This is a genomic window from Agrobacterium tumefaciens (genome assembly GCF_017726655.1).
Taxonomy (GTDB): Bacteria; Pseudomonadota; Alphaproteobacteria; order Rhizobiales; family Rhizobiaceae; genus Agrobacterium; species Agrobacterium tumefaciens_B.
The window spans coordinates 1977337-2002414 of sequence record NZ_CP072308.1 but is presented as its reverse complement, the minus strand read 5'-3'; the positions used below and the strand labels follow the sequence as shown (position 1 = coordinate 2002414).

Here is a 25078-nt window from a genome sequence, read left to right as displayed (position 1 = left end):
ATGAATTCTTATGTTAATATGGGCGTTGGGGCGTTGCTGGGCACGGTTTTCGTTCTGATGTCGGTGTCGATTGCCTCTGAGGGCATTTTCCATGCACCGGCGCCCGAGAAGGAAGGTTTCGCTATTGTTGCCGCCGAAAGCGGTGGCGAAGCCGGTGGCGGAGAAGCTGCGGCAGCCGCGACGCCGATTGCAAAACTGCTTGCGAGCGCCGACGCCGCCAAGGGCGAGGCGGTCTTCAAGAAGTGTACGAGCTGTCATACCGGAGAGAGTGGTGGTCCAAACAAGGTCGGCCCCAATCTCTTCGATGTCGTCAACCGGCCGATCGCCAGCCACGAAGGTTTCAGCTACTCCGCAGCGATGAAGGATTTTTCCAAGGGCGGCTCCGTCCACTGGGATTACGATCACCTCAACTACTTCCTGGAAGCTCCGAAGAAACATGTTCCCGGCACGGCCATGGGCTTTGCAGGCGTGAAGAAGGAAACGGAAAGAGCCGACCTCATCGCTTATCTGCGCTCGCTATCGGCAAGCCCTGCGCCGCTTCCGGATCCGAATGCGCCGCCCGCACCGATGAACTGATTGTCTTCATGGTTGCATGATGAAAGCCCGGCAGCGCTGCCGGGCTTATACATTAAAGGCCGGAGCATCGTTATGATGTTCCGGCCTTGTTTGTCTTGAGGGCGATTGCAACACCGTCGAGACGACGCAAGGGCAATCGAAGCGGCGGACGTGAGAATCAGAAGCCCTTGCCGCCGCGCACCTCGGATATCACGGTGCCGACCATGATCTTGATATCCAGCCAAATCGAAAAATTCTCGACGTAATAAAGATCTGAGACGATCCGGGCGCGCGCCTTGTCGCTGCGGTCCGTCGGGCCGCGCAAACCTCGCATCTGCGCAAGGCCGGTAATGCCCGGCCGCACCCGGTGCCGCATGTGATAGTGCGGAACCAGTTCTTCGTAGAGGCGTCCTGCGGCCAGCATCCCGATGGCATGGCAACGCGGCCCGACCAGGGACATATCGCCCTTCAGCACATTCAGAAGCTGCGGCAGTTCATCAATATTGGTGCGGCGAAGAATAGCGCCGACGCGGGTAACGCGGGGATCGTCTTTAACCGTTTGCGCTACACCGGTCGCATCACACAGATCGCTTTTCATGGAGCGGAATTTATAGACACGGATCTTCCGTCCGTTCATGCCCCAACGCACCTGTGAAAACAGGACCGGTCCTTTGCTATCCAGTTTCACCAGCGCTGCTACCGTGATCAACACGGGGGCGAGCGCGACAAGGGCAATGGTTGCCCCCGCTATGTCCATCATTCTTTTCAGCGCGAACTGACTGCGCTTAGACGCCGAGATGCCTTTTTCAAAGGAAGGCTGCGTCGGTGTCAGTTCAAAAGTCGCTAATGTAGAATTGGCTGCCCCGTAAAAAGCAGCCGACGACGAGCTTTCAGTACCCAGCATAATATCACGCCCTGAAAAGTTCTTTTGTTGGAAATATTAAAATATATTAATGGTTAACAATTTATTTACCATAGAATACTGCTGAAATGTAGCTTCTTTTTTACAAAAATCAATCTAAGGTTAATGTGCATGCACGCTTATGTTGCGGCCTTACGCCAGGCATGCCCGGGACTGCGGATGCAGCCGCTTCAACGGGTGTTTGAAAGCTAAATGCTAATAGGATAAACGTGGCCAGTCCTGAGATCGGGGTCTGCTGCGGCTTTTTGCCGTCAATTCCCCATCAGAATGTCGAGCAGGGTCGTCTGCTTGGGCCTGGGTGACGCCTGACCACCAATATCGGCGGGCGGGACGGGGCCGTTCTCGGCTGAATAGCCGGGTTCGATATCGCGGGAGGGTAGAGTGGCGGGCGGCATCGGCGGGCCGGGCTGAGGTTGGTTCGCTGGAGCGGGAGCGTCGGGATAGACCCGACTGTCAGTCGATCCACCGCCGAGCGCATTGGAAATGAGGTCGCCAATGGAGGAGGGGGCGTTCTCAGGCGCCGGCTGCTGCATGTCGCCAAGCGGCGGTACACCGCCTGCACCGAGGCCAAATAGCGGCGCGGGCGAAAGGCCGGAGTGGGCAGCCGTCATGAAGTCTTTCCAGGCGCGGGCAGGAAGCCCGCCGCCCGTTACCTTTTTCATCGATGTGCCATCGTCGTTGCCGAACCAGACCCCGGTGGTGAGATTGCTGGTGTAGCCGACAAAAAGGGCGTCGCGGAAGGACTGCGTCGTGCCAGATTTTCCTGCCGCCTGCCAGCCTTGCAGGCGCGCGGCCTTGCCGGTGCCTTCAGTGATGACGCGGGACAACATGCCGTTCATGGTCGCGGCAATCTCTTCGCTCAGCACGCGCGGCGGATTGTCGTATTTGTTTTCATAAAGCACCTTGCCGTCGGCATCGGTGATGCGTTTGACGATGTGCGGCGTCGCCTTGTAGCCGCCGTTCATGAAGGGGGCGTAAGAGGCGGTCAGCTCCATCAGCGATACTTCCGACGTGCCAAGCGCGATGGAGGCATTGTTCTGGAGCTCGGATTCAATGCCCATACGATGCGCCACCTGGGTTACCCGCTCGGGTCCGACTTCCATGACCAGTTGCGCGGCAATCGTGTTCAGTGAATTGGCGAGAGCCGTTGCGAGCGTGACTTCGCCTCGATATTTCTTCTCGTAATTTTCCGGTGTCCAGTTGCCGATGCGTACAGGCCCGTCGTTGCGGATGGTGTATGGGGTCAAGCCCGATTCGAGGGCTGCGACGTATACGAAGGGCTTGAAAGCCGAACCGGGCTGCCTTTTTGCTTTCACGGCGCGGTTAAACTGGCTTTGGGCGTAATCTGCCCCGCCAACGACGGCGCGGATCGCGCCCGTCCCGTCAATGGAAACCAGCGCTGCCTGTGAAGCGCCCTGTTTCTTGCCGTCACCCTGGAGGACGTGGGACAGCGCCTTTTCGGCATCGCGTTCGAGATTGGGATCGATCGTCGTGTCGACGACAATGTCCTGCTTGACGTCGCCGACGAGATTGCGAACCTCCTCCAGCACCATATCGGCGGCATAATGCTCGGCGCCTGACCAGAAACGTTTCGCCTTGGTCGGCGGCTGCGACATGGCAGTCTTGATCTCGTCGTCGGTGATGAAACCGACATCGCGCATGGATTGCAGCACGACCTGCGCCCGCTCCTCCGCCGCCTGCGGATCGCGCGCGGGTGAAAGACGCGAGGGGGCTTTCAGAAGTCCGGCGAGCATGGCTGCCTCGCCCAGATTGACGTCCCGCGCCGACTTGTTGAAATACCGCCGCGAGGCCGCCTCGACGCCATAGGCATTGGAGCCGAAATAGACGCGGTTGAGATACATCGCCAGGATTTGGTCCTTGGTGAACTTGTGCTCCAGCCAGAAGGACAGCAGAACTTCCTGAACCTTTCGCTCCAGCGTGCGATCCGGGGAAAGGAAGAGATTTTTTGCCAGCTGTTGCGTCAGCGTCGAGCCACCCTGAACGGTGCGCCCCGTCAACAGGTTCGTAACGATGGCGCGTCCGAGGCCGAGCGGATCGACCCCGAAATGCGAATAGAACCGCCGGTCCTCGATCGCCATCACGGCCTGCGGGATGTAGGGCGACATGTCTTCCAGCGCCAGCGCCTCACCGCCGGTGGTGCCGCGATTGGCAAGAACGCTGCCATCGACGGAAACGATCTTCACATTCGGCGGGCGTTCGGGAATGGACCAGCTGCTGGCGCTCGGCATCCGCGCGCCGTAATAAAGGACAAGCGCGGCAACACCGATGCCGCCCCATATGCCGAGTACGATGCACCAGTAGAACAGTGAGCGGATGAACCCCGTGACGCCACGGCCTGAACTGCGGTTGCGCTTTTGGCTTTTTCCGGATTTTCTGCGGCTTGCTGGAGACTTTGCTTTTTTGGCTTCCTGCTTTGCAGTTCCGCTGATGCGCTCGCTGGCATCAAGACGCAGGTCATCACCGGACTCGTGGAAATCCCCGAAGGAAGGTTCTACCCGTTCGCGTGATTTTCCCTTGCCTGCCATCCAGCCTAAATCGCTCCTTTTGCAAAACCGCACACCCGTCAGGGTTAAGCTTCTATGCCTGCTCGATCCTTAATCCAGGATGAAGAGTTTAAATGCGGCAATTTAAGGCGGGGTTAAGTCTTTAAGGGATCACATCGGCGTCATTGGCAGACGTCGATCCACGCCGCGCCCGTCAGTTCGGCCATCACGTCGGGCGAAATCTTGACGGCAGCATTGGTGGCGCCGGCAGCAGGCACCACTTCGCCATACTGTTTAAGCGACAGGTCACAATAGACCGGCAGGGCCGAGGGCAGGCCGAATGGGCATACACCGCCTACCGGATGACTGGTCACCGCAACAACCTCCTCTGGCCCAAGCATGCGCGGTTTCGCTCCAAAATGATCCCTGAATTTGCGGTTATCCAGCCGTTTTGTCCCGGCGGTAACGACGAGAAGAACGAGATCACCCGCCTTCAGGCAGATCGTTTTGGCAATCTGGTCGGGGTCAACGCCATGCGCCTCGGCCGCGAGTGCGACGGTTGCCGAACTGGCTTCCGTCTCGATCACGGTGATTTCGGGCGACTTCTCGGCAAAAAAGGCTCTGACAGATTCAATAGACATGCGTATTTCTTAGGCGTTACGACGAGTCGCTTCAAGGTGCCGCGCGCAAGCTATGCGTTTTCCGCAATGCTGCGCTGCGATGAAGCGTCTGTTTTTTAAGCTGATATGCTGTATCTTCAAATCATCGAAGCGACGCACTCCTCCTCCCAGCGTCGCCCGATTGGACTGACAATACTCCTCCTCCCAATTGTCAGTCAGTTTTAAGAACCCGGCGCACCTCCTCCCGCGCCGGGTTTTTGCTGTCTGGAGCTTTCAATTCCTCTCGCCCGGCATAGCCTAACGTGATCGTTTCGTTCAAAGAAACTTGACTTTCTGCGACTTGCGACCTAGGTACTTCGCCATCGATATTTGTTTGACGACCAGAGCTTCGGCGTCTTTTTTGACGCTCACGACGATCTTTTCCTTCAAATTCGACCCAAGTCCGCACTGCTCGCAGTGCAAATACAAAATTGCCAACGGAAGGAAATCGTTATGGCGACTGGTACAGTTAAGTGGTTCAACGCAACCAAGGGCTACGGCTTCATTCAGCCGGACGACGGTTCGCAGGACGTGTTCGTTCACATCTCTGCTGTTGAGCGTGCAGGTCTGACCGCCCTCAACGACGGCCAGAAGCTCTCCTACGAGCTGATGCAGGACCGTCGCTCGGGCAAGATGTCCGCAGGTAACCTCGTTGCTGCCTGATAAGCGCTTTGACCCGAAAGGGTCACATGCATGAATGGGAAGGCCGGATTTTTCCGGCCTTTTTCTTTTGCGGGCAGCGCTTTTCGCAGTAGCCCTTGAAAAGGCAAGGCCGGATGACAATATAGGGTTCAACGGTGCTCCAGGCCCGAAGCTTGGGAATGGCGCTTTTATAGAGTGCCGCTGCTGTTGCGTTAACCAAAGATTAACCAAAGCAGCTGATCCTGAGCCGGAAAGCAGCGTTGAGTTATTCGACGCGCTCTGGAGCATCAGACCGTTTGAACGCTTTGACCACGGATGTACTGGCATTGACGCAAAAACGGATAGAAAGGTCGGGCTCGCCCGGCCTTTTTGTTTTTATGGAATGAGAAGGCACCGAGCTTCCGGCACCTTCTCATTTTTGCATCATTTCGAAGCCAGCGCGTCGAGGATGCGGACCCAGGAGCGGATGCCCTTGTGGAAGGACTGCAGGTCGTATTTCTCATTCGGGGAGTGAATACGGTCATCGGTCAGTCCGAAGCCGACCAGCAGGGAGTCCATGCCCAGCATCTTCTGGAAATCACCAACGATCGGGATCGAGCCTCCCATGCCGATGACGACAGCCGGTTTTGGCCATTCCTCAGAAAGCGCGTTCTTGGCCTTGGTCAAAACGGGCGAATCATAAGACAGCTGAATGGCCGGAGAGCCGCCATGCTCGTGAAATTCCACCGAGCAATCGGCGGGAATCTTCGAGCGCACATAGGCCCGGAAGCTTTCGCGAATGGCTACGGGGTCCTGCTGGCCGACGAGGCGGAAAGACACTTTGGCAGAGGCCTTCGCGGCAATCACGGTTTTGAAACCATCGCCGGTATAGCCGCCGATGATGCCGTTGACTTCGGCCGTCGGTCGCGCCCAGGTCTGCTCCAGCACGGAGCGACCTTTTTCGCCTGATGGGATCGAGAGACCGACTTCGCCGAGAAAGGCTTCCGCGGTCCGGCTCAGCGTTTCCCAGGAGGCCTTGATGTTGGCTGGCGTCTCTTCCACGCCATCGTAAAAGCCGGGAAGCGTAACGCGGCCGGTCTCATCGTGAAGGCCGGCAAGAATATCGGTGAGGATGTGGATCGGGTTCGCAGCCGCACCACCAAACAGACCGGAATGCAGGTCGCGGTCGGCGGCGGTGATGACGACCTCTTCGCCGACGAGACCACGAAGCGCGGCAGCAATGGCAGGTGTGTCACGGTCCCACATGCCGGTATCGCAGACCAGCGCGTAATCGGCTTTCAGCTCCTCTGCATTGGCCTCGAGGAAAGGCTTGAGCGATGGCGAGCCGGACTCCTCTTCGCCTTCGAAAAGAATGGTGACACGCACCGGCAGGCCGCCATTCACCGCCTTATAGGCGCGGCATGCCTCCACGAAGGTCATCAGCTGACCTTTGTCGTCTGCCGTGCCGCGCCCCGTGATCACCTGCCGGCCGGCACCGATATCCTTGACGGCGGGCTCGAAGGGATCGTTTTCCCAGAGATCGAGCGGATCAACCGGCTGCACGTCATAATGGCCGTAGAAAAGGACGTGCGGTGCGTCCTCGGTGGCTGCGTCATGATGCGCCACCACCATGGGATGGCCGGCCGTATCGCGCACGGATGCCGTGAAACCGAGCGAGGTAAGCGTTCTTACCAGCCACTCGGCCGCCTTGCGGCACTCCGCCTTGTAGGCTGGGTCTGTGGAAATTGAGGGAATGCGCACCAGCTCGAACAGCCGCTCCAGGCTGGATGTGAGATTATCGTCGGCGGTGGAAAGAATGGGGGAAACGTCTGTCATCGCTGATCCTGTCATGTCTGTCGTGACCCGGCGAGAAACAAAACATCCGGGCATCGCGCATCGCGGGAAACATGCCCGGGTCGTCGTGAATCGACGAGCCCGCGGCGGCCGGAACGATAGAGCAGATCATGGAAACTGCGAAGCGCTTTCGCCCTGCAATGACTATTTTGCTTTTTTAGAGCTGTCGATCGCCCGGCGCATATATTCCAGCAGGAGTTGCCGTTCGAAGCGCCGGAAATCGGCAAGCAGACTGTCTTCGGTTGCCTCCGATGCGGCAATCGCATTGGCTTCCAGATCACGCCCGCGCTGAGTCAGTTCGATAATCTGGGCGCGGCGATCATTGGGGTGAGGCTTTCGAACGATCAACCCGTCTCGCTCCATCCGCGACAGCGTGTTGGCAAGGGTCGCCTGTTCAATGTCTATCCTATCCAGCAACTGCCGCTGGGTCAGACCCTCTTCGTGCCATAGCTCGGTGAGGATAGGGAACTGGCCGGGCGAGAAGCCAAGCGCAGCTGCCCTTTTCTGCAACGCCATGGTGAATTCGCGCGCCATCCGCGAGGCAAGATAGATCACTGATTCATCGCGGGAAAAGCTCATTCGTCCGTGCCTGAGAGATAGCTGCCGACAACCCGGCAATATTGATAGCACGATATATATCGCAGGATATGTTTAAGCCAAGTACGAACGGGGCGCAAAATAAAACCGCCACGGCCGGGAGGGGTCGGCCATGGCGGTCGTATTGGAGGACAAAGGCCCGGAGAGGGGGAAAGGCCTTTGTCCGGTCTGACGCGGCGGGGGACGAGCCAGCTATCAGACTACGGCGTGATCAGGCGCCGTCCTCTAAGAAATGTGTCTGCAAATGCGGCTTTTCAAGGGAAGCCTGGATTACAAATCGGTAAGGTGCGCCGATGTTTTATCGTGTTGCCTGTTCTTGCGTTTCGCTCGCATGGCGAGGAGGAAATTCGCACTCCCCACCAGTAAAACAAAGACTGCAAAGAACGTCAGTTGCTGCCCTAGGTCACCCAGAGGGTGGAGCACCAGCAATAGGAACGCCGCGAGCACCGCGGCTTCGAGAAGGTGAAATTCAGCAGTTGCGAGGGTGCCGCGCGTCGCGTCAAGACGCTCAGGAAAAAAGGCACGCAAGCCCGTGCCCGCCAGCAGAAAAAGCGGCGCCACGAGAGATTTCTGAAAGATTGTCGTTGCCGGCTCGTGCTGAAGCCATGAGGCGATGACAACGATAGCGGTGAGAAGAACGGCTCCGAAATAGGCATTGAGTATAGAAATTTTTGACATCGGCTTTTCCCTAGAAATCATCAAAGATATAGCCTCGCATCTGATCTCCACGATAGACCTTTCGCCTCTGGCGCGCTATCCATGCTACCCATGAAAAAAGGCGATCATCTCTTCCTCGTTGACGGTTCCGGTTTCATTTTCCGGGCCTTCCATGCCATCCCGCCGCTGAACCGCAAGTCGGACGGGCTGCCGGTCAACGCCGTCTCGGGCTTCTGCAACATGTTGTGGAAGCTTCTGAAGGATGCCCGTAACACCGATGTCGGTGTGACGCCGACGCACTTCGCGGTGATTTTCGATTATTCGTCGAAGACATTCCGCAACGAGCTCTACGACCTCTACAAGGCAAATCGCACTGCGCCGCCGGAAGATCTGGTGCCGCAATTCGGACTGATCCGGGAGGCGACGCGCGCCTTTAATCTTCCCTGCATCGAAACCGAGGGGTTCGAGGCCGACGATATCATCGCCACCTACGCCCGGCAGGCCGAGGCGATCGGCGCTGACGTGACCATCATCTCTTCCGACAAGGATCTGATGCAGCTCGTGACAGCCAATGTGCATATGTACGATGCCATGAAGGACAAGCAGATCGGCGTTCCCGATGTCATCGAAAAATGGGGCGTCGGCCCCGAAAAGATGATCGATCTGCAGGCGATGACCGGTGATTCCACCGACAATGTTCCGGGCATCCCTGGCATTGGCCCGAAGACGGCGGCGCAATTGCTGGAAGAATATGGCGATCTTGAAACGCTTCTGGCGCGCGCCGGCGAGATTAAACAGCAGAAACGTCGCGAAAACATCATTGCCAATGCCGATCTGGCCCGCATTTCGAGGCAGCTCGTGGCGCTGAGGACCGACGTGCCGTTACAGCAGTCGCTTGAAGAGCTGGTGCTGGAGCCGCAGAACGGCCCGAAGCTGATCGCCTTCCTGAAGGCAATGGAATTCACGACCTTGACCCGCCGCGTTGCGGAAGCGACGGATACCGATGCCTCCGCCGTCGATGCCGCCACCGTGCCGGTGCAATGGGGCGCCGATGCCCATGGGCCGGACCTTGATGCGCCAGCCGATGCTGTCAGCGCCGCCGGTACGATAGCTGCCGGAACCAACACTGCGGTTACCGGGGCTGCGCCTGCAAGAAAGGCATCTGGCGAAGGCAACGCCCCCGCCGATCTTGCGGCAGCACGACAGGCGCTTTTTGCCGCCGCCAAGATCGATACGACCGGGTATACGACGATCCGTGATCTTCAGACCCTTGACCTCTGGATTGCCGCGGCCCGCGAAACCGGCATTGTCGCCTTCGACACGGAGACAACCTCGCTCGACCCGATGCTTGCGGAACTTGTCGGCTTTTCGCTTGCCATCGCCGATAACGGCAAGGATGCCTCGGGGACCGATATCCGCGCCGCTTACATTCCCCTGACCCACAAAACGGGCTCGGGCGGCGATCTCTTTAGTGATGGTATCAGGCTTGCGGAAGGCCAGATTCCCTTTGCAGAGGCCTTGGCCCGACTTAAGGACCTGCTGGAAGACCCAACTGTCCTCAAGGTCGCACAAAACCTCAAATACGATTATCTGTTAATGAAACGTCACAGCGTCGTCATGCAGAGTTTTGACGACACGATGCTGATTTCCTACGTGCTTGAGGCCGGCAAGGCGACGCACGGTATGGATTCCCTCTCGGAGCGCTGGCTCGGCCACACGCCGATCCCGTATAAGGACGTCGCCGGCTCAGGCAAGTCGAGCGTTACCTTCGATTTCGTCGATATCGACAAGGCAACCGCCTATGCTGCCGAAGATGCCGATGTGACCCTCCGGCTCTGGATGGCCTTGAAGCCAAGGCTTGTTTCGGAGCGTTTGACCCGGGTTTACGAGCGGCTGGAGCGCCCCCTTGTCCCGGTTCTGGCGCATATGGAAGAGCGCGGTATCACTGTCGACCGGCAAATCCTCTCACGGCTTTCCGGCGAGCTCGCACAGAAGGCAGCCGCGTTCGAAGAGGAAATCTACGAACTGGCGGGCGAACGTTTCAACATCGGATCGCCTAAACAGCTTGGCGATATCCTGTTCGGCAAGATGGGCCTGCCAGGCGGGTCAAAAACCAAGACCGGCCAGTGGTCGACGTCGGCACAGGTTCTGGAAGATCTCGCGGCAGAAGGTGTCGAACTCCCGCGCAAGATTGTCGACTGGCGACAGCTGACAAAGCTCAAATCCACCTATACGGATGCGCTGCCCGGCTATATCCATCCCGAGACGAAACGGGTGCACACCTCCTATGCGCTCGCCTCGACAACGACAGGTCGCCTGTCATCGTCGGAGCCGAACCTACAGAATATTCCGGTGCGCACAGCTGAAGGCCGCAAGATCCGTACGGCTTTCATTTCCACGCCCGGCCACAAGCTTCTGTCGGCAGATTATAGCCAGATCGAACTGCGCGTGCTTGCCCATGTCGCCGACATTCCGCAGCTTCGAAACGCCTTTGAAAATGGTATCGACATTCATGCGATGACGGCATCGGAAATGTTCGGTGTGCCAGTTGAAGGCATGCCGTCGGAAGTACGCCGCCGCGCCAAGGCGATCAATTTCGGCATCATCTACGGCATATCGGCCTTCGGTCTCGCTAACCAGCTCGGCATCGCCCGCTCGGAGGCTGGCGACTATATCAAGAAATATTTCGAGCGTTTTCCCGGCATCCGCGACTATATGGAGGCGACCAAGGCCTTCGCCCGTGAGAATGGCTATGTCGAAACCATATTTGGTCGCCGTTCCCATTATCCAGAAATCCGCTCCTCCAATCCCTCGGTGAAGGCCTTCAACGAGCGTGCCGCCATCAATGCGCCCATTCAGGGGTCCGCTGCCGATATCATCCGGCGCGCCATGATCCGCATCGAGCCGGTGCTGGAGGCCGAAAAGCTTTCCGCCCGCATGCTTTTGCAGGTGCATGACGAACTCATCTTCGAAGTCGAAGAAGCGGAGATCGAAAAGACCCTGCCGGTCGTCGTTTCTGTCATGGAAAATGCGGCCATGCCGGCGATCTCCATGAGAGTGCCGCTGAAAGTGGATGCGCGCGCGGCCGACAATTGGGATGAGGCACATTGACCCCCTCTTGAGCCGGCGGCGTCATGATCCTGTCGCGTGCAGAGCCTAGGGAAAACTTCTGACAAGGAGTTTTCCCATGCACGCCCCGCTCGTCTCGAATGGTCTCGACTATATTTCCGCCGCCACGCACGATCAGCCGCCGCGCCATCTGGGCACGCGCTTCAATGCGGGCGGCGAGTTTCTGCCAGAGCCTGGCAATACTGTCGTAAGCCATCTTGTCAGCGGCTCGCAGACGGAGAAAGCCATCATCGCGACCCGCCAGCGCTTTATGGACATGGCCAAGGCGTCGCAACTTGCCTTCACGCCCGTTTCCAGCCTGCATATGACCGTGTTTCAAGGCATCATCGAGTTTCGTCGTGCTTTGCCGTATTGGCCGGAAAACATGCCTCTCGATACGCCGATAGACGCGATGACGGACTATTACCGTGATCGGCTCTCCGCGTTTCCGGCCCTGCCGGCATTCAACATGCAGGTGACGGGTCTGCGTCCGACAGGCCTTGTCATGAAGGGTGCAACGGTAGAGGATGACCGGATCGTGGCTGTCTGGCGGGATGAATTTGCCAAGCTGTTCGGCTATCGCCACCCGGATCATGACACCTACGAATTTCACATCACGCTGTCTTACATCATCCGCTGGTTCGAGCCGAAATCCTTGCCGAGCTGGCAGGCCATGCTGGATGAGGAACTTGAAAAACTGCGCGCCGCCGCGCCTGTCATCGAGATGCGCCCCCCAGCTTTCTGTGAATTCAAGGATATGAACCACTTCAAGGAACTCCTTGTCTTCGATAAACCCGCGCCTGTGATTCCGATTTCTGAGACAGGCCCACGGCGCTGATTTCCCTGAATCGGAAAAAATGCGCATCAGGGCTGGTCAAAGCCCGTTTGGGCATGTATAAGCGCGCCAAATTTCCGATATCGAGACATCCGACATTCGGCCTTTGGTTCTGGCCGGTTCCGTTGTTTCGCCGCTTAAGTGGAGTAACAAAAATGGCTGTACCAAAAAGAAAAACAAGCCCGTCCAAGCGTGGCATGCGCCGCTCGGCTGACGGTCTCAAGTCTGCGACCTATGTTGAAGACAAGAACTCCGGCGAACTGCGCCGTCCGCACCATATCGATCTGAAGACCGGTATGTATCGCGGCCGCCAGGTTCTGACGCCGAAGGAAAGCGCGTAAGCTTTTCTGGCATGACTTTGCAAAAACCGGCCCTCGTGGCCGGTTTTTTGTTTTAAGCGATCTCTAACGGTGTCCAGCGCTCACTTGGAAAATGTTCTCACTCCTCCTACACTCGCTTCGGGAGAGCGGGTTAGCTGCCTGCGGCGCGAGGGGAGTTTCGGTGAAATATCGCTCTATTTTGTTGATGATGCTCTGTCTGGGCCTCGGTTATGGCGCCGTGACGAGAGGAAGCGGCATCATTGCAGAGAGCTATTTCGGTGAAATGTCCGAGCAGGGGCGAACGACGCTCCGGCTTGCCGTCTCCGCCCTGGGCGGCCTTCTGAACCGCTACGAGCCGCTTCCGGCCTTGATTGCAGATCATGATGACATTGAGGAACTGGTGGCCCATCCCAAAGATGAAGCCTTGCGCCAGCGCGCCAATGTCTACCTCAAATCCATCAACACTCTGCTGGAATCCTCCGATATCTACATCATCACGCTGGATGGCGAGACCATCGCGGCCAGCAACTACGATGGTCCGACAAGCTTCGTCGGCGAGAACTTCAGCTACCGTCCCTATTTTCAGGATGCGGCGAGGGGCCTGCAGTCGCGATTCTTCGCGCTCGGCACGACCTCGCACAAGCGCGGATATTATTTCTCCGCGCCCATTCTCTTCAATGCGGAAATAAAGGGCGTCATTGTCTTCAAGGTCGATATCGAAGGCATCGAGGCCTCTTTCGGCGATGGGGAGAACCGTATTCTCGTATCGGACCCCGAGGGCATCATCTTCATGACGGGAACACCGCAATGGCTTTATTCCAGCCTGATGCCGCTGACGCCGGAAAGGCTGGCCCGCACCGAGGCCTCACGCCGTTACGCCAATGCCACGCTGAAGGAACTGCCGCTGAAACACGGCAATTTCGGCTCGCATCAGTTGATGACGATTAGCCAAAACGAAGGGGATAGGGAATATATGGTTCTGTCGCAGCCGATGGCGGATGCGGGATGGACCGTCAGCGTGCTCATGGACACGGGTTCGCTTCGGACGCAGGTGAAGACGGCGATGATCGCGATCATACTCTGCTTGTGTCTTGCGGCAGCGTTGATCGCCGCCATGTTGCAGAGGCGGCGGCGGCTGCGTGAACGCCTGATCCATCAGGCCGAAGCCCAGGCAGAACTGGAGCGTCGGGTCGAGGAACGCACGGCGGACCTTGCCCGCGTCAATCGGGAGATCGAACACGAGATCGCCGAACGTCGCCAGACGGAAAAACAGTTGCGCAAGATGCAGAACGATCTGGTGCAGGCCGGAAAGCTGGCGGCTCTCGGGCAGATGTCGGCGGCCCTGTCGCACGAGTTCAACCAGCCGCTGGCCGCCGCCAAGAATTACGCCGAAAATGCCTCGCTTCTGGTGGAGCGCGGGCGCTTGGAGGACGTGACGGAAAACCTCAGGCGCATATCGGGGCTGATCGATCGTATGGCGTCAATCAGCAAGCACCTGCGCAACTTTGCCCGCAAGCCGAATGAGAAGATGGCGGCGGTGGGTCTGGAAACGGTGCTTCGCGATACGCTTGAAATCGTCGGGCCGCGGCTCAAGGCCGCCAATGCGGTGCTGGAGGTTGATCTTGGCCCGGTCCCGCTCGCCGTAAAGGCAGGGCCGGTGCGGCTGCAGCAGGTGCTCGTCAACATCATCTCCAATGCCGCTGATGCCGTCGAAGGCCGGGAGGACCGCCGGATTGCGCTTCAGGCGGCGCAGCAAGGCCAGATCGTTTCCGTCATCATCCGCGACCGCGGTCCGGGCGTACCGGCGGCGATTTCGGAGCGCATTTTCGATCCCTTCTTCACCACCAAGGGTGTGGGCCGCGGTCTGGGCCTCGGCCTCTCGATCTCCTATAACATCATCAAGGACTTCGGCGGCCAGCTCCGCGTCAGAAATCATGAAGACGGCGGAGCGGAGTTCGCAATTGAATTGCCGGCTGCTGTCTGGCGCATGGAGGTGGCGGCGGAATGACCACTTCGCGGGTGCTTTTGATCGACGACGAAGAGGAGCTGCGCTTTTCGACCGCGCAGGCGCTCGAGCTTTCGGGTTTCGCCGTCACCATGCTGGCGAGCGCCGAACATGCGCTGGAGCTCATCGGTTATAGTTTTGACGGTGTCGTGGTCAGTGATATCCGCATGCCCGGCATGGACGGCATGACGCTGCTGCAAAAAGTGCGGGAGCTTGACCCGGAAATACCCGTCATCCTGATGACCGGCCACGGTGATGTGCAGCTTGCCGTCAACGCCATGCGCAACGGCGCTTATGACTTCATCGAGAAGCCCTTCACCCCGCAATATCTCGCCGGCATCATCAAGAGAGCCAATGACCGGCGGGCGCTGGTGCTGGAAAACCGCCGCCTGAAAGCAGTAGCCGGCAAGCACGATGATCTCGAAACACGTCTGCCCGGCCGAACACCGGTCATGGTCGATCTGCGATACCGCATCCGCGCGATCGGTGCGACCGATGCCGACACGCTTATCGTCGGCGATACGGGGGCGGGAAAGGAGGTCGTCGCGCGGGCGCTGCATGATATCAGCGCCAGGGCCAACCGGCCCTTCGTCGCGATCAATTGCGCGGCCCTTCCGCAGACGTTGATCGAGAGTGAATTGTTTGGACATGAGGCTGGTGCGTTTCCGGGTGCGCTTCGTGCGCGTTATGGCAAGTTCGAACATGCACGTGGCGGCACCATTCTTCTGGACGAGATCGGCTCCATGCCATCAGAATTGCAGGGACGTTTCCTGCGGGTATTGCAGGAGCGGGTGATTACCCGCCTCGGCTCCAACGAAACCGTCGAGCTTGATGTCCGCTTCATCGCCACCAGCAAGGTTGATCTCGAGCAGGAGGTTGCGGCAGGCCGGTTCCGAGCCGATCTCCTGTATCGGCTGAACGTGGCGACACTCCTCGTCCCCGCTTTGGCGCAACGCAGTGCTGACATTCCCTTGCTGTTCCTGCATCTGGTTAGGGAGGCCGCGGCCCGCTACGGCCGCGACGATATGGACGTGCCGCAGCAACTGCTTGCCTCCATCGCACTTCGCGAATGGCCGGGCAATGTGCGCGAATTGCGCAATGCCGCAGACCGATTCGTTCTCGGACTGGAGGACGAGCCATCAGAAACGTCGTTGATCGCCGGAGAAGAGGCCAGGTCGCCTCTCGCTGCTCGCGTGGGCGCCTATGAAAAAAATCTGATCGCTCGCGCCATCGCGGCCAATGGCGGCAATCTCAAATCGGTGTACGAGAACCTCGGTATCTCCCGCAAAACTCTGTATGAAAAAATGCAGAAATATGGCCTGCAAAAGCATATGACGGATGTCTGATGTGTGGATTTCCACCCATGGATTTCTCATCATGGGTCGAAATCCACACATCAGAAAGGACAATGGTGACAAAAGTCGACGTCGCTTGGCGAAGCGCGTTGCCGAACAGCAATCCCGGATCGCAAATATGATCACCCCGGCCGCCATGGAGGAGCATGCGCGGCTGAAGTGGCGATCATTTTCATCCGGGAGGAATCGATGAAAATACTGAAGACAGTTTCCGGCCTTGCTGCCGCCGCTGCCGTTTCCCTTTTCGCGCTGGCCGCATCCGCTCAGACCTATCCCGAGCGTAACATCACCATGGTCGTGCCTTTCTCGGCTGGCGGCCCAACGGACACGGTCGCGCGTCTCGTGGCTGAATCCATGTCGAAGGACCTCGGCCAGCAGATCATCGTTGAAAATGTCGGAGGCGCCGGCGGGACGCTTGGCGCCGGCCGCGTCGCCTCCGCTGATCCCGATGGTTACACCATCCTTCTCCACCATATCGGCATGGCAACCAGCGCCACGCTCTATCGCAAGCTTGCTTACGATACGACCAACGCCTTCGAATATGTCGGTCTGGTCACCGAAGTGCCGATGACCATCCTGTCTCGCAAGAACCTCGAGACCACGGACCTCAAGGGGCTGATCGATTACGCCAAGGCGAACAAGGACAAGGTCACCGTTGCCAATGCCGGCATCGGCGCCGCTTCGCATCTGTGCGGCATGCTGTTCATGAGCGCCATCGAGACGCCGCTCGTTACCGTTCCCTACAAGGGCACCGGCCCTGCCATGACCGACCTGCTCGGCGGCCAGGTCGATATCATGTGCGACCAGACCACCAACACCACCAAGCAGATCCAGGGCGGCACTGTCAAAGCTTACGCCGTAACGTCGCCGAAGCGGCTCGATGTGCTGAAGGACGTACCGACGGTCGCCGAAGCAGGCTTGCCCAAACTCGAAGTTGGCATCTGGCACGGTATCTACACGCCGAAGGGTACGCCTGCCGAAATCAACGAGAAGCTCTCCAAGTCGCTGCAGGTGGCGCTGAAGGACAAGAACGTCGCGGCCCGCTTTGCCGAGCTCGGCACCACGCCGTCGCCGGAAAGCGATGCGACGCCGGCAGCGCTGAAGGCCAAGCTTGAGAGCGAAATAGCTCGCTGGAAGCCGGTTATCGAGTCCGCCGGCCAATATGCCGACTGATGAACGCGGATGGACCGGCGGCGTTTCGTCGCCGGTTGACTGCGATCGTTTCAACCGGTTGGCCGGTCTGGCGCCGGCCGCGATGAAGGGGCATCTTTCATGAAATCGTTATTCAATGACCCTGCCGAAGCCGTCTGCGGGGCAATTTTTATGGGGCTTGGGGTCTTTTTTGCCTTGCAGTCCTACGGTCTGGAAATTGGAACCGCCTTTCGCATGGGGCCGGGCTACTTTCCGCTCGTTCTCGCCATCATCCTGATCCTGCTTGGCGGCGTCATATTCCTTCGCGCAACACGGCCGGCTGGTGAGGGCATCGGCGCAATTGCCTGGCGTGGCATATTTTTCATCCTGCCCGCGCCGATCTTTTTCGGTTTCACTGTCCGGGGCCTGGGTTTTGTGCCGGCGCTGTTTTTCAGCGCGCTCATTGCGTCTTTCGCCTCACACAAGATGAGCCCATTGATGGCGGTCGTTCTTTCCGCGGCCATCACGGTCTTTTCCGTCGCAGTTTTCAACTACGGTCTTGGCCTGCCTTTCCAGCGCTTCGGCCCCTGGCTCAACTTCTGAGGTGTAGCGATGGATTTGCTCGATAACCTTGCGCTCGGTTTCGTCACCGCCTCGTCGCTGGCAAACCTCTTTTTCTGCCTTATCGGCGTGCTGCTTGGCACCCTCATCGGCGTTTTGCCCGGCATCGGCGCAACGGCGACCATCGCCATGCTGCTGCCAATCACCTTTCAGCTCGAACCGGTCTCGTCGCTGATCATGCTCGCCGGCATTTATTACGGCGCGCAATATGGCGGCTCGACCACGGCCATTCTGATCAACATGCCCGGCGAATCGTCATCAGCCGTCACCGCCATCGATGGTTACCAGATGGCACGCAAGGGCAAGGCCGGTGCTGCTCTCGCTATTGCCGCCATCGGCTCGTTCTTCGCCGGCACGGTGTCGACCTTCCTCGTCGCAATCTTCGCGCCGCCGCTCACGGCAATCGCGCTGGAATTCGGCGCGGCCGAATATTTCTCGCTGATGGTCGTCGGCCTCGTGTCGTCCATCGCGCTCGCCCATGGCTCCATCGTGAAGGCGCTGGCCATGGTCGTGCTCGGCCTGCTGCTCGGTCTGGTCGGCACGGATATTTACAGCGGTACCCCGCGCTTCACCCTCGGCATTCGCGAATATGCCGATGGCCTGAATTTCGTGGCCGTCGCGGTGGGTGTGTTCGGCATTGCCGAAATCCTGCGCAATCTTGAAAACGAGCGGACCCGCTCGGTGCTGATCGCCAAGGTCAGCGGCCTGATGCCCACCAAGGATGATTTCAAGCGCATGGTAGGGCCGGTTCTGCGCGGCACGGCCATCGGTTCGGCTCTCGGCATCCTGCCGGGTGGCGGGGCGATCCTTGCCGCCTTTGCCTCCTACACCGTGGAGAAACGTGTCTCCAAGAACCCGGAAGAATTCGGGCACGGCGCGGTTGCCGGTGTGGCCGGTCCGGAATCAGCCAACAATGCCGGCGCCCAGACGTCGTTCATTCCGCTGCTCACGCTCGGCATTCCGGCCAATCCGGTGATGGCGCTGATGATCGGCGCGATGATCATTCAGGGCATCGTTCCCGGTCCGAACGTGGCGACCGAGCAGCCGGCGCTGTTCTGGGGCATCATCGCCTCCATGTGGATCGGTAACCTGATGCTGGTCATCCTCAACCTGCCGCTGATCGGGCTGTGGGTGAAGCTGCTGACGGTACCTTATTACGTGCTCTTCCCGATCATCATGGCCTTCTGCGCCATCGGGGTCTACAGCGTCAATTCCAACGTCTTCGATCTCTATGCCGTCGCCTTCTTTGGCTTCATCGGCTATGTGCTGGTGAAACTGCGTTGCGAGCCTGCCCCACTGCTTCTGGGCTTCGTGCTTGGTCCGCTGCTGGAGGAAAACCTGCGGCGCGCCATGATCCTGTCACGTGGCGATCCGTCGACCTTCGTGACCCGGCCAATCAGCGCCACCCTGCTTTTCATCGCGCTCGCCGTGCTGATCATCGTCTTCCTGCCCAGCGTGAAGAAGAAACGCGAAGAGGTTTTCGTAGAAGAAGACTGAGCGATATCAAACTTCAGATGCCGGCGATGGTGACATCGCCGGTTTTTTTGTGCCGGGATCGACGCACGAATTCTCTTCACGAAGGTGACATATGGTTGACTCACACACTTTTAAGCCCAAGGAAGGGCGGGAAAGAGAGGTCACCATGACGTCGGAAACCGAAAATCGGATCATTGCGCTAGAGGAGACGGTCGCGCATCAGGTGAAGGTGATAGAGGAACTGTCGGACCAGCTGGCGGAACAGTGGAAGGTTGTGGAACAGACCCGCGCCAAGCTCGACCGCCTGACGGAGCGGTTCCTGAGCCTTGAGGAGCAATCGCTGGACGCGCCTGCCATCACAAGGCCGCCGCACTACTGACGGGAGCACACGATGAAGAACGACACCGCCAAACTTGCAGCCGAGATCGTCGATTTCTGGAAGAAGGCTGGCCCCGACAAATGGTTTGATAAGGATGCCGCCTTCGACAGTGATTTTCACGACCGTTTCCGTGACGCTCATTTCGCTGCCGCAAGGCGGGAACTGGATGGCTGGCTGGAGGGTGCCGAAGGTAGCCTCGCCTTGATGCTGCTGCTGGATCAGTTTCCGCGCAACTGCTTTCGCGATACGGCGCACATGTATGCAACGGATCCTCTGGCGCGTCTTTTGGCCGATGAAGCCATCCGGCGCGGGCATGATCAGGCGGTGAGTGAGGATCTGCGCGTCTTCTTCTATCTGCCCTTTTCTCACGCAGAGGATATGGAGGCGCAGCACCGGGCGTGCTGTCTCAACCTGCCGCTTGGCGGGCTTTATCTGCATCACGCCGAACAACATCGCGAGATCATCGAGCGTTTCGGCCGCTTTCCGCATCGTAACGACATCTTGCTGCGGGAAACGACGCCGGAGGAACGGCAGTATCTTGATGAAGGTGGCTTTTCCGGCTGAGCCCGAAATGAAAACGCCGCCAGTCCCGAAGGATGGCGGCGTCCTTAAAGCATGGGGCGGCGGCGATCAGCCGTCGAAGAATTCCTTCATCCGGGCGAAGAAGCCCGTGGATTCCGGGTTATTCTCCTTGGAAGACAGCTGCTCGAATTCCTGCAACAGCTCGCGCTGACGCTTGCTGAGCTTCTGCGGCGTCTCGATCTGAATCTGGATATAGAGGTCGCCCGTCTGCGCCGAACGCAGCACCGGCATGCCCTTGCCCTTCAGACGGAATTGCTTGCCCGGTTGGGTGCCTTCGGGAACCGTGACGCGCGACTTGCTGCCGTCGAGCGTCGTGACATCGAAGGTGCCGCCAAGTGCAGCCGTCGTCATCGAGATCGGCACGGTGCAATAAAGATCGGCACCGTCGCGCTGGAAGAACTCATGCGGACGCACAGACAGGAAGATATAAAGATCGCCCGCCGGACCGCCACGCATGCCGGCCTCGCCTTCGCCCTGCAGGCGAATGCGTGTGCCGTCCTCGATGCCCGAGGGAATGTTGACCGAGAGCGAACGCTCTTCCGTCACGCGGCCCTGGCCATGGCACTTCCCGCAAGGGTCGGAGATTGTCTGTCCGCGACCGTGACAAGTGGGGCAGGTACGCTCCACCGAGAAGAAGCCCTGCGCGGCGCGCACGCGGCCTGAACCCTGGCAGGTGGCGCATGTCTTCGGCTGCGTGCCGGGCTTAGCGCCCGAGCCGGAACAGACGTCGCAGGTAATCGAGGTCGGAACCCTGATCTGCGCCGTCTTGCCGGTGAAGGCTTCTTCCAGCGTGATTTCCATGTTGTAGCGAAGATCGGCGCCGCGCTCGCGTCCGCCGGAGGAACGGCGCGCACGGCCGCCACCCATCATCTCGCCGAAGATGTCTTCGAAAATATCCGAGAAGCCGCCATTGGCGAAACCGCCGCCGCCAAAGCCACCGCCGCCGCCCATGCCGCCATTTTCAAAGGCTGCATGGCCGAAACGGTCATAGGCCGCACGCTTCTGCGGGTCCTTCAACGTCTCGTATGCTTCGTTGATTTCTTTGAATTTCCGTTCGGACTCGGCATCATCAGGGTTTTTGTCCGGATGGTACTTCATCGCGAGTTTGCGGAAGGCGCTTTTCAGCTCTTTTTCGTCCGCAGTCTTGCTGACGCCGAGTGTTTCGTAAAAGTCTGCTTTCGCCATTCAGTTAACAAGCCCCGCAAATGGATTTCCGGCTGCACGCGGCAGCCGGATGTCTTGCATAAATTGTCAGGAGACGGAAAGTCACGCGGTTATGCGGACTTCTTGTCGTCCTTGATTTCTTCGTAGTCGGCGTCGACGACGTCATCCTTGCCGCCTTCGGAAGCGTCGCCAGCCTCGGCCTGCTGCGCTTCATAGATGGCCTGACCGAGCTTCATGGAGACTTCCATGAGGGTCTGGGTCTTCGCCTGGATGTCGTCGGCGTCAGGCTCGGAGGCCTCAACCGCAGTTTTCAGGCTGGCAATGGCGTCTTCGATCGCCTTGCGGTCGGTTTCGGAAACCTTGTCACCATATTCCTTCACCGACTTCTCGGTGGAGTGGATGAGGCTTTCGGCCTGGTTCTTGGCTTCCACGCCCGCACGACGCTTCTTGTCGGCCTCGGCATTGGCTTCTGCGTCCTTGACCATCTTTTCGATGTCGGCGTCAGAAAGACCACCGGAAGCCTGGATGCGGATCTGCTGTTCCTTGCCGGTGCCCTTGTCCTTTGCCGAAACCTGCACGATACCGTTCGCGTCGATATCGAAGGTGACTTCGATCTGCGGAACACCGCGCGGTGCCGGCGGCAGGCCAACGAGGTCGAACTGACCAAGCAGCTTGTTGTCCTGCGCCATTTCGCGCTCGCCCTGCGAGACACGGATCGTCACGGCCGACTGGTTGTCCTCGGCGGTCGAGAAGGTCTGGCTCTTCTTCGTCGGGATCGTCGTGTTGCGATCGATCAGACGCGTGAAGACACCACCCAGCGTTTCGATGCCGAGCGACAGCGGGGTCACGTCGAGCAGCAGAACGTCCTTGACGTCGCCCTGCAGAACGCCAGCCTGGATGGCTGCGCCCATGGCAACCACTTCATCCGGGTTCACGCCCTTGTGCGGCTCCTTGCCGAACAGCTGCTTGACGACTTCCTGCACCTTGGGCATGCGGCTCATGCCACCGACGAGAACGACTTCGTCGATCTCGGAAGCGGAGACGCCGGCATCCTTGAGCGCTGCCTTGCAAGGCGCAACGGTGCGCTGCACGAGGTCGTCGACCAGGCTTTCGAACTTCGCACGGGTCAGCTTCAGCGTCAGGTGCTTCGGACCGGAAGCATCGGCCGTGATGAACGGCAGGTTGATTTCGGTCTGCTGCGAGGACGACAGTTCGATCTTCGCCTTTTCGGCAGCTTCCTTGAGGCGCTGCAGAGCGAGCTTGTCGTTCTTCAGGTCAATGCCCTGATCCTTTTTGAACTCGCCAGCCAGATATTCGACCAGACGCATGTCGAAGTCTTCACCGCCAAGGAAGGTATCGCCATTGGTGGACTTCACTTCGAAGACGCCGTCGCCGATTTCCAGAACGGAAATATCGAAGGTACCGCCGCCAAGGTCATAAACGGCGATCGTCTTGCCGTCCTTCTTGTCGAGGCCGTAAGCAAGCGCTGCCGCAGTGGGCTCGTTGATGATGCGCAGAACATCAAGACCGGCGATGCGGCCGGCATCCTTGGTTGCCTGGCGCTGCGCGTCGTTGAAGTAAGCCGGAACGGTGATGACGGCCTTTTCGACCTTTTCGCCGAGATAGGCTTCAGCCGTTTCCTTCATCTTCTGAAGGATCATCGCGGAAATCTGCGATGGGGAATAATTCTTGTCCTGCGCCTTCACCCAGGCGTCGCCATTGTCGCCCTTGACGATCTCGAAGGGAACAAGAGCCTTGTCCTTCTCGACGGTCGGGTCTTCATAACGGCGGCCGATCAGGCGCTTGACCGCAAACAGGGTGTTGGTCGGGTTGGTGACCGCCTGGCGCTTGGCCGGCTGACCGACAAGGCGTTCGCCATCGTCGGAAAATGCCACCATGGACGGCGTCGTGCGCGCGCCTTCCGCGTTCTCAATAACTTTCGTGTCCTTGCCATCCATCACTGCAACGCAGGAGTTGGTCGTGCCAAGGTCGATACCGATTACTTTTGCCATGCTCTTCTCTCCTTGAAGCGCGCTGTCTGAACCCCGTGAGGCATTCCTGTGACAGCACCTTGACTTGGATTTGCAGCCTTCGCTGCTGTTATGCGGCGTATATAAGGAGCGATTTTTGCCGCTGCAAGGCGCAAGAGAGGGGGAAGCGCAGCAAAAATCACGAGAAAGCCTGGAGTGGGCAGAAGCGGAGCCGTCACCGCGCACGGATACCCTTACACGGCGTCCTGTGACGTTAAAAGCCGTCGTTCAGCGCTGGCTTAAATCGAACGATCCACTGACATTAAGGGCGAAATGGCGGACAGGGTGGGATTCGAACCCACGGTACGCTTTCACGCACACACGCGTTCCAGGCGTGCGCCTTAAACCACTCGGCCACCTGTCCTTTTTCAAGTCTGCATGTCATGAAGAATGCAAATCACTGGAACGGCGCGATATATACCGATGAATTCGCAGGGATCAACACGAATCTGACAGTTTTTTGAAATGTCGGCAATTTCCTTGCATCCGGTACGATTGCAAACCGGTTTTGCGGCCTTTATCCATGCATTATTGTTTTTTATAATGTGCTGTCTGACTGGCAGGGCCTGAGCGAGGTACATCCGATGAAAGCTTTTATGCGGTTCTTGAGCTTTCTTTTCCTCGTTGTGGCGGTTTGTCTGGGCGTTTTCGATTCGATCCGCTCGGTTTCCACGTCCTCTGTCAGCATTACCGGCATCCTGTCAGCATGGAACTACCTTCTTCCTGCCTCGCGGACCATGGCAGAAGCGGCTATGGCTCACTATATTCACCCTGAAGCGTGGCGCTTCGTTGAAAATGTCCTGTCGGCGGTGCCTGCATCTGCTGTTTGCCTGGCAATCTCTCTCCTCTGCTGGATGGCGGGGTACAGGAAACACCGGGTTATGCGGCGCCTGTCAGTTTAACATCCTGTCTTTCAAATTGCGCCCGCGGATGTGAACCCTGAACAGCGGCGGAGCTCGCCGCATGGAGGACTGAATGTTCCTGTTCGATACGCTTTCAAAAAAGACGACGATGCCGACGCCGGAGACCGCTTTGCCCGGTCGCGAAGAAGCGCTCTTCGTGCCGGAGGCCCACTTCGTCAACGGCCGGCCTTTGAAAGGGCCATACCCCGAGGGTCTTGAAGTCATTTATCTGGGCATGGGCTGCTTCTGGGGTGCGGAGCGCCTCTTCTGGAAAACGCCGGGCGTGTGGGTCACGGCGGTGGGGTACGCCGGCGGTTTCACCCGCAACCCCACCTATCACGAGACGACGACCGGCCAGACTGGCCACGCCGAGGTGGTGAAGGTCGTCTATGATCCTGCCATCATATCGCTCTCGGGCCTCCTGAAGATTTTCTTTGAGGAGCACGATCCGACGCAGGGTATGCGCCAGGGCAACGATGTCGGCACAACCTATCGTTCCGCGATTTACGCGACGACGGAAGGGCAACTGCAGCAGGCGCAGAAAGCGCGGGATGCGTTTCAAGACGCTTTGAAACATGCAGGCCATGGTGCTGCCATCACCACCGAGATCGGGCCGCTCGAAACATTTTATTACGCTGAGGACTATCACCAGCAATATCTTGCCAAGAATCCGGGCGGGTACTGCGGCCTCAGGGGAACCGGCGTAAGCTGCAATATCGACTAGTTTTTTTGCAGTTCTGCCCGGTGGAAAGACTAAAAAATCGTCAGATCAAAGTTTTTCCACCGGGTCAAAAAAACCGG

22 protein-coding genes and 1 tRNA gene are annotated in these 25078 nt (G+C 58.6%); 14 read left to right on the top strand and 9 right to left on the bottom strand.

Features of this window, described 5'->3' with window-relative positions; all coding sequences use genetic code 11:
• A complete protein-coding gene (locus AT6N2_RS09970; protein WP_063949343.1) occupies window positions 1-576 on the top strand; it encodes a c-type cytochrome in 576 nt (191 codons plus the stop codon).
• Between the two features lie 157 nt (window positions 577-733).
• On the opposite strand, the gene AT6N2_RS09965 is transcribed toward AT6N2_RS09970, so the two are convergent.
• The 3 genes from AT6N2_RS09965 to AT6N2_RS09955 form a co-directional block, all read right to left on the bottom strand.
• Window positions 734-1459 carry a sugar transferase gene (locus AT6N2_RS09965; RefSeq protein ID WP_144576247.1) on the bottom strand — a complete coding sequence of 242 codons (726 nt, stop codon included), beginning with the start codon at window positions 1457-1459 and terminating at the stop codon, window positions 734-736.
• Between the two features lie 269 nt (window positions 1460-1728).
• Complete coding sequence (locus tag AT6N2_RS09960) at window positions 1729-4023, bottom strand: transglycosylase domain-containing protein (protein ID WP_144576246.1); 2295 nt, start codon at window positions 4021-4023, stop codon at window positions 1729-1731.
• Window positions 4024-4163: 140 nt separating this feature from the next.
• Complete coding sequence (locus AT6N2_RS09955) at window positions 4164-4622, bottom strand: YbaK/EbsC family protein (RefSeq protein ID WP_144576245.1); 459 nt, start codon at window positions 4620-4622, stop codon at window positions 4164-4166.
• Window positions 4623-5093: 471 nt separating this feature from the next.
• On the opposite strand from AT6N2_RS09955, the gene AT6N2_RS09950 reads away from it, so the two are divergent.
• Window positions 5094-5303 carry a cold-shock protein gene (locus tag AT6N2_RS09950; protein WP_003492998.1) on the top strand — a complete coding sequence of 70 codons (210 nt, stop codon included), beginning with the start codon at window positions 5094-5096 and terminating at the stop codon, window positions 5301-5303.
• Between the two features lie 402 nt (window positions 5304-5705).
• On the opposite strand, the gene AT6N2_RS09945 is transcribed toward AT6N2_RS09950, so the two are convergent.
• From AT6N2_RS09945 to AT6N2_RS09935, 3 genes are all read right to left on the bottom strand, one after another.
• Window positions 5706-7097 (bottom strand): dipeptidase, encoded by a 1392-nt coding sequence (locus tag AT6N2_RS09945; RefSeq protein WP_209086171.1) that lies wholly within the window; start codon window positions 7095-7097, stop codon window positions 5706-5708.
• A gap of 162 nt (window positions 7098-7259) precedes the next feature.
• A complete protein-coding gene (locus tag AT6N2_RS09940; protein ID WP_209086168.1) occupies window positions 7260-7694 on the bottom strand; it encodes a MarR family winged helix-turn-helix transcriptional regulator in 435 nt (144 codons plus the stop codon).
• A gap of 288 nt (window positions 7695-7982) precedes the next feature.
• Complete coding sequence (locus tag AT6N2_RS09935; protein ID WP_209086166.1) at window positions 7983-8390, bottom strand: hypothetical protein; 408 nt, start codon at window positions 8388-8390, stop codon at window positions 7983-7985.
• Window positions 8391-8480: 90 nt separating this feature from the next.
• Here AT6N2_RS09935 and polA point away from each other — a divergent pair, with 90 nt between their 5' ends.
• From polA to AT6N2_RS09885, 10 genes are all read left to right on the top strand, one after another.
• Window positions 8481-11480, top strand: coding sequence for a DNA polymerase I (polA, locus tag AT6N2_RS09930; RefSeq protein ID WP_209089654.1), 3000 nt, complete (start codon window positions 8481-8483; stop codon window positions 11478-11480).
• Between the two features lie 76 nt (window positions 11481-11556).
• Window positions 11557-12315, top strand: a complete 759-nt coding sequence (locus tag AT6N2_RS09925; RefSeq protein ID WP_209086163.1) for a DUF1868 domain-containing protein — start codon at window positions 11557-11559, stop codon at window positions 12313-12315.
• Between the two features lie 152 nt (window positions 12316-12467).
• A complete protein-coding gene (gene rpmF / locus AT6N2_RS09920; protein ID WP_003507205.1) occupies window positions 12468-12653 on the top strand; it encodes a 50S ribosomal protein L32 in 186 nt (61 codons plus the stop codon).
• Window positions 12654-12837: 184 nt separating this feature from the next.
• Window positions 12838-14640, top strand: coding sequence for a sensor histidine kinase (locus tag AT6N2_RS09915; RefSeq protein WP_209089653.1), 1803 nt, complete (start codon window positions 12838-12840; stop codon window positions 14638-14640).
• Window positions 14637-15983, top strand: a complete 1347-nt coding sequence (locus tag AT6N2_RS09910; protein WP_209086160.1) for a sigma-54-dependent transcriptional regulator — start codon at window positions 14637-14639, stop codon at window positions 15981-15983. Before AT6N2_RS09915 ends, AT6N2_RS09910 begins: the two co-directional genes overlap by 4 nt.
• Window positions 15984-16181: 198 nt before the next feature.
• Entirely contained in the window at window positions 16182-17165 is a 984-nt protein-coding gene (locus tag AT6N2_RS09905; protein WP_063949790.1) for a tripartite tricarboxylate transporter substrate-binding protein, read from the top strand.
• A gap of 99 nt (window positions 17166-17264) precedes the next feature.
• A complete protein-coding gene (locus AT6N2_RS09900) occupies window positions 17265-17726 on the top strand; it encodes a tripartite tricarboxylate transporter TctB family protein (protein WP_004439147.1) in 462 nt (153 codons plus the stop codon).
• Window positions 17727-17735: 9 nt separating this feature from the next.
• Entirely contained in the window at window positions 17736-19241 is a 1506-nt protein-coding gene (locus tag AT6N2_RS09895) for a tripartite tricarboxylate transporter permease (protein WP_004439149.1), read from the top strand.
• A gap of 145 nt (window positions 19242-19386) precedes the next feature.
• On the top strand, window positions 19387-19599 hold the full coding sequence (locus tag AT6N2_RS09890) for a SlyX family protein (RefSeq protein ID WP_144576237.1): 213 nt from the start codon (window positions 19387-19389) through the stop codon (window positions 19597-19599).
• A 12-nt stretch (window positions 19600-19611) separates the two neighbouring features.
• Window positions 19612-20163 (top strand): DUF924 family protein, encoded by a 552-nt coding sequence (locus AT6N2_RS09885; RefSeq protein WP_209086157.1) that lies wholly within the window; start codon window positions 19612-19614, stop codon window positions 20161-20163.
• A 66-nt stretch (window positions 20164-20229) separates the two neighbouring features.
• Here AT6N2_RS09885 and dnaJ read toward each other — a convergent pair whose 3' ends face one another.
• The 3 genes from dnaJ to AT6N2_RS09870 form a co-directional block, all read right to left on the bottom strand.
• Window positions 20230-21366 carry a molecular chaperone DnaJ gene (gene dnaJ / locus AT6N2_RS09880; protein ID WP_209086155.1) on the bottom strand — a complete coding sequence of 379 codons (1137 nt, stop codon included), beginning with the start codon at window positions 21364-21366 and terminating at the stop codon, window positions 20230-20232.
• Window positions 21367-21455: 89 nt separating this feature from the next.
• Window positions 21456-23357 carry a molecular chaperone DnaK gene (dnaK, locus tag AT6N2_RS09875; RefSeq protein ID WP_063949358.1) on the bottom strand — a complete coding sequence of 634 codons (1902 nt, stop codon included), beginning with the start codon at window positions 23355-23357 and terminating at the stop codon, window positions 21456-21458.
• A gap of 292 nt (window positions 23358-23649) precedes the next feature.
• Window positions 23650-23739 (bottom strand) — tRNA-Ser (locus tag AT6N2_RS09870).
• 220 nt (window positions 23740-23959) lie between these two features.
• On the opposite strand from AT6N2_RS09870, the gene AT6N2_RS09865 reads away from it, so the two are divergent.
• Together AT6N2_RS09865 and msrA are read left to right on the top strand one after the other, a co-directional pair.
• Complete coding sequence (locus tag AT6N2_RS09865; RefSeq protein ID WP_209086152.1) at window positions 23960-24277, top strand: hypothetical protein; 318 nt, start codon at window positions 23960-23962, stop codon at window positions 24275-24277.
• Between the two features lie 73 nt (window positions 24278-24350).
• Complete coding sequence (gene msrA / locus AT6N2_RS09860) at window positions 24351-25001, top strand: peptide-methionine (S)-S-oxide reductase MsrA (RefSeq protein ID WP_063949361.1); 651 nt, start codon at window positions 24351-24353, stop codon at window positions 24999-25001.
• Window positions 25002-25078: the final 77 nt, after the last annotated feature.

Excerpts from the sequence above, each read along its gene's own strand:
- AT6N2_RS09970 (WP_063949343.1), top strand. The coding sequence starts at position 1 with ATGAATTCTTATGTTAATATGGGCGTTGGGGCGTTGCTGGGCACGGTT.
- AT6N2_RS09965 (WP_144576247.1), bottom strand. The coding sequence starts at position 1,459 with ATGCTGGGTACTGAAAGCTCGTCGTCGGCTGCTTTTTACGGGGCAGCC.
- AT6N2_RS09960 (WP_144576246.1), bottom strand. The coding sequence starts at position 4,023 with ATGGCAGGCAAGGGAAAATCACGCGAACGGGTAGAACCTTCCTTCGGG.
- AT6N2_RS09955 (WP_144576245.1), bottom strand. The coding sequence starts at position 4,622 with ATGTCTATTGAATCTGTCAGAGCCTTTTTTGCCGAGAAGTCGCCCGAA.
- AT6N2_RS09950 (WP_003492998.1), top strand. The coding sequence starts at position 5,094 with ATGGCGACTGGTACAGTTAAGTGGTTCAACGCAACCAAGGGCTACGGC.
- AT6N2_RS09945 (WP_209086171.1), bottom strand. The coding sequence starts at position 7,097 with ATGACAGACGTTTCCCCCATTCTTTCCACCGCCGACGATAATCTCACA.
- AT6N2_RS09940 (WP_209086168.1), bottom strand. The coding sequence starts at position 7,694 with ATGAGCTTTTCCCGCGATGAATCAGTGATCTATCTTGCCTCGCGGATG.
- AT6N2_RS09935 (WP_209086166.1), bottom strand. The coding sequence starts at position 8,390 with ATGTCAAAAATTTCTATACTCAATGCCTATTTCGGAGCCGTTCTTCTC.
- polA (WP_209089654.1), top strand. The coding sequence starts at position 8,481 with ATGAAAAAAGGCGATCATCTCTTCCTCGTTGACGGTTCCGGTTTCATT.
- AT6N2_RS09925 (WP_209086163.1), top strand. The coding sequence starts at position 11,557 with ATGCACGCCCCGCTCGTCTCGAATGGTCTCGACTATATTTCCGCCGCC.
- rpmF (WP_003507205.1), top strand. The coding sequence starts at position 12,468 with ATGGCTGTACCAAAAAGAAAAACAAGCCCGTCCAAGCGTGGCATGCGC.
- AT6N2_RS09915 (WP_209089653.1), top strand. The coding sequence starts at position 12,838 with ATGATGCTCTGTCTGGGCCTCGGTTATGGCGCCGTGACGAGAGGAAGC.
- AT6N2_RS09910 (WP_209086160.1), top strand. The coding sequence starts at position 14,637 with ATGACCACTTCGCGGGTGCTTTTGATCGACGACGAAGAGGAGCTGCGC.
- AT6N2_RS09905 (WP_063949790.1), top strand. The coding sequence starts at position 16,182 with ATGAAAATACTGAAGACAGTTTCCGGCCTTGCTGCCGCCGCTGCCGTT.
- AT6N2_RS09900 (WP_004439147.1), top strand. The coding sequence starts at position 17,265 with ATGAAATCGTTATTCAATGACCCTGCCGAAGCCGTCTGCGGGGCAATT.
- AT6N2_RS09895 (WP_004439149.1), top strand. The coding sequence starts at position 17,736 with ATGGATTTGCTCGATAACCTTGCGCTCGGTTTCGTCACCGCCTCGTCG.
- AT6N2_RS09890 (WP_144576237.1), top strand. The coding sequence starts at position 19,387 with ATGACGTCGGAAACCGAAAATCGGATCATTGCGCTAGAGGAGACGGTC.
- AT6N2_RS09885 (WP_209086157.1), top strand. The coding sequence starts at position 19,612 with ATGAAGAACGACACCGCCAAACTTGCAGCCGAGATCGTCGATTTCTGG.
- dnaJ (WP_209086155.1), bottom strand. The coding sequence starts at position 21,366 with ATGGCGAAAGCAGACTTTTACGAAACACTCGGCGTCAGCAAGACTGCG.
- dnaK (WP_063949358.1), bottom strand. The coding sequence starts at position 23,357 with ATGGCAAAAGTAATCGGTATCGACCTTGGCACGACCAACTCCTGCGTT.
- AT6N2_RS09865 (WP_209086152.1), top strand. The coding sequence starts at position 23,960 with ATGAAAGCTTTTATGCGGTTCTTGAGCTTTCTTTTCCTCGTTGTGGCG.
- msrA (WP_063949361.1), top strand. The coding sequence starts at position 24,351 with ATGTTCCTGTTCGATACGCTTTCAAAAAAGACGACGATGCCGACGCCG.